This is a genomic window from Solemya elarraichensis gill symbiont (assembly GCF_002021095.1).
Classification (GTDB): Bacteria; Pseudomonadota; Gammaproteobacteria; order Chromatiales; family Chromatiaceae.
In genome coordinates, this window is the sequence record NZ_MPRK01000192.1 from 1 (window position 1) to 3382 (window position 3382).

Genomic DNA, 3382 nt, shown 5'->3' on the forward strand with positions numbered 1-3382 from the left:
CGGCCTATTGCCTGAATCTCGTCAGGCATTGTACGAAGAACAACAGGCCACTCACAGGCCCACTTGTTTTTCTCTCAGTATCACTTGCTGCTGGAGTAATCGCGAACCTGGCCCAGTTTTCTAAATAGCGGGGCAGGTATCAGGCAACGGGGTTTCATGCAAGCGTGGCCGAATGCTGCCTGGCCAAACCGGGCGAATTGTGAAAGAGCCGGAGGGATTGCATCCCCCCTCCGGCTCTTGACAGCATCTTAATCTACAGAGTCGGATTCATTCAGCGACAGCCCTAACCTTCGACTTTGATATACCCTTCACCTGTAATGAATGCTGGAAAATCATGCCTGCTGTAATGGCGGCCCGCTGTGATCGGGTTTCCATCATAGATTAAGCTTCCAGTAACGATCGTAACTGCCCTTTCTACATCCCCTGTATCGATAGTCGCTCCTGCGGCCAGTACAATTTTTATCGACTTTATCAAAATGCCCATTGGTTTTCAATTTGCCGCCGGGAGAGCGCACTTCGATCGTGCCATAGTCGGAAATTTGATCAGCCGCTTCCCACGCAACACCGATATTACTTCCGCTGCCCTCGATCACCAGGTGATTGGAAACCGCATTCGTCCCTGAGGGTTTAGCGAGAGCAATCATCCCGCGCGCGACTGTCGTCGTCCCCCTATAGGTATTGGGATCACTGCCCTCCACAAAAAGCAGATTATTCCTGCAGCAAGCTGACCTTTCACCTGCCCCCAAATAAGTCACATTCCCTTCACCTGAGATGGATCCAGAGTAGCGAAGAGGATTGCCCCAACCACTATCAATGCTGAAGTTGTGTCCATTCAATTCCACGTCCCGGGTACATGAACCTGTTTGCCAGCCAAACGCGCCATCACCTATAAGAACTCCGGTATAGTTTTTTGGAATGACCTGACACGGATTGTTGATCTTACGCTCGAAAACAAACTGTGTTCCCTCAATGAAGTTAATGACTGGATTACGAATATGCGGGTCACTAGAATAATCACTGACCTCGTCAAGGAAGATATCAAAAATTTTAACGCCGCAATCAGCGCCCCACCCTTCCTGGTTAGACAAACCGGACATCACCACGGCGATGTTGACAACATCTCTTAGTTTTCCGTCAATCATCACCAGAGACTGATTAACGTTGAGTTTTTCGAATTTCTCTTCGCACCCCACCGCAAGATGATAACGAAGACCCGAATTGGTCAAGTAGGGCAGTGCTAGATGCCTCTCCTGAGCCAGGTGGTAATAAGCATCCTTAAAATCATTGCTCGCAGGGGTCTCAGCGCCCGCTGTGGCAGCTGCCAGGCAGAAGCCGGAAAAAACAAATGGGGATAGGATACGTGTTAGAAATTGACTGTTTTTCATGATGAGTTCCCTCTCAAAATACGATTTAGTCTGTGGCTTGATCTCCGTTTTGAATATTCCGCCACAAAACACGAAGATGTTCTAACACTACCTCAAGTGGACAAGTGGTGTTTTAACTAAAGTCCAGCTATCAGCTTCTGCTGCCTCGCTCAATGATAATGCCAACACCCTCGGCACCACTCACGGCACCTTTCTTGTTCAGCGTCAGGCGCACCCAGGGCACACTGAACTCCTCGCGGATGAGGAGACACACCTCTTCGGCGAGGGTTTCGACAAGCTGGAACTCGCTGCCACCGACAAAGTCGATCAGACGCTTGGCAACCGCCTTGTAATCGAGCGTATCGTCGATGTGATCGGAGGCAGCGGCTTTTGAAATGTCCGTTCCCATCTCAATATCTAGCACCACCGACTGGCGAATTTCGCGTTCCCAGTCATAAATTCCGATTGTGGTATCGATCCGAAGCTCTTGCAGGAATACAATATCCATTGTTTGTGAAGATTCAGTTAGACTTTCACCAGTGTACTGCATGTCGCAACGTGTGCAAGCAGGCAAATCGCAGTGAATCAGGAGATAAGAACCACCGATGTTTGGATTTGGAAAAAACAAGTCACAGGAAGATGAGGTCACAGCTGCAGAAGCAGAAGAGTCCGCTGCAGATGTGACGGAGACGTCACTCTTTGCACGCCTGAAGGAGCGCCTTGGACGTACCCGCAGTACCATCTCTGATGGCCTTGCAGGCTTACTGCTTGGTAAAAAGCAGATCGATGATGACCTGCTGGAAGAGCTGGAAACACTGCTGCTGACAGCCGATGTCGGTATTGACGCCACGCAGACAATCATCAGCGACATAACCGCGAGGGTTAAACGCAAGGAGCTGTCAGACCCCCAGGCTCTCAGCGATGAGCTGAAAAGCGAACTGCGCGCAATTCTCGAAGCTGCAGAGAAAGCAGAGGTTGAATCCGAACAGGGGCGCCCGAAAGTGATTCTCATGGTCGGCGTCAACGGCGCCGGCAAGACCACCACCATCGGCAAACTCGCCAAGCGTTTTCAGCAGCAGGGCAAGAGTGTCATGCTGGCAGCAGGCGACACCTTCCGCGCCGCCGCCGTCGAACAGCTGCAGACCTGGGGCGAACGCAACCAGGTGCCGGTTGTCGCACAACAGACAGGTGCAGACAGCGCCTCGGTAATTTTTGATGCGCTGGAAGCCGCAACCGCACGTGGAACTGACATTCTCATCGCCGACACGGCAGGTCGCCTGCATACCAAGGGCAACCTGATGGACGAGTTGAGCAAGATCGTCCGGGTACTCAAGAAAATTGATCCGCAGTCACCGCACGAGGTGATGCTGATCGTCGATGGAGGTACCGGACAGAACGCTCTGCAACAGGCCATTCATTTCAACCATGCGGTGCCACTGACCGCAATCAGCATCACCAAGCTGGACGGTACAGCCAAGGGCGGCATTCTGTTTGCAATTGCCGACAAGCTGAAACTGCCGATCCGTTATATCGGCATCGGCGAGGCAGTCGATGATCTGCGCCCCTTCAATGCTGAAGAGTTTGTCGAGGCGCTGTTCCAGGGATGATCCAGTTCGATCACGTCAGCAAGCGATTCGAAGATGGCCAGTACGGCCTGAAGCAGATTAATCTGCGCATCGAGGAAGGCGCCATGGCATTTATTACCGGCCACTCCGGCGCCGGTAAAAGCACCCTGATGCGTTTGATTGCCCTGCTTGATCGCCCAACACGTGGCCAATTGATTGTCGATGGCCGCAACATGGCCAAGCTGCCAAACAGGGAAATCCCCTTTCACAGACGCAAGGTCGGCATGATTTTTCAAGACCATCGCCTGCTCAATGATCGTAGTGTGTATGAAAATGTTGCCCTGCCGCTACAGGTGATTGGCGCTTCGCCCCGAGACAGCGGCAAGCGTGTCCGCGCAGCACTCGATAAAGTCGGCTTGCTCAAAAAGGAGAAGAGCCTTCCAGCCAGCCTCT

General features: G+C 52.2%; 4 protein-coding genes. 2 read left to right on the forward strand and 2 right to left on the reverse strand.

What is annotated here, in order from left to right; all coding sequences use genetic code 11:
- Positions 1–374: 374 nt before the first annotated feature.
- Together BOW51_RS08780 and folB are read right to left on the reverse strand one after the other, a co-directional pair.
- On the reverse strand, positions 375–1385 hold the full coding sequence (locus BOW51_RS08780) for a hypothetical protein (RefSeq protein ID WP_135568185.1): 1011 nt from the start codon (positions 1383–1385) through the stop codon (positions 375–377).
- A gap of 130 nt (positions 1386–1515) precedes the next feature.
- Positions 1516–1872, reverse strand: coding sequence for a dihydroneopterin aldolase (folB, locus tag BOW51_RS08785; protein ID WP_078477399.1), 357 nt, complete (start codon positions 1870–1872; stop codon positions 1516–1518).
- A gap of 97 nt (positions 1873–1969) precedes the next feature.
- Here folB and ftsY point away from each other — a divergent pair, with 97 nt between their 5' ends.
- Positions 1970–2971, forward strand: a complete 1002-nt coding sequence (gene ftsY, locus BOW51_RS08790; protein ID WP_078477400.1) for a signal recognition particle-docking protein FtsY — start codon at positions 1970–1972, stop codon at positions 2969–2971.
- Positions 2968–3382 (forward strand): cell division ATP-binding protein FtsE (locus BOW51_RS08795; protein ID WP_135568186.1); only part of this gene is annotated, 415 nt, incomplete at its 3' end. The genes ftsY and BOW51_RS08795, both read left to right, overlap by 4 nt.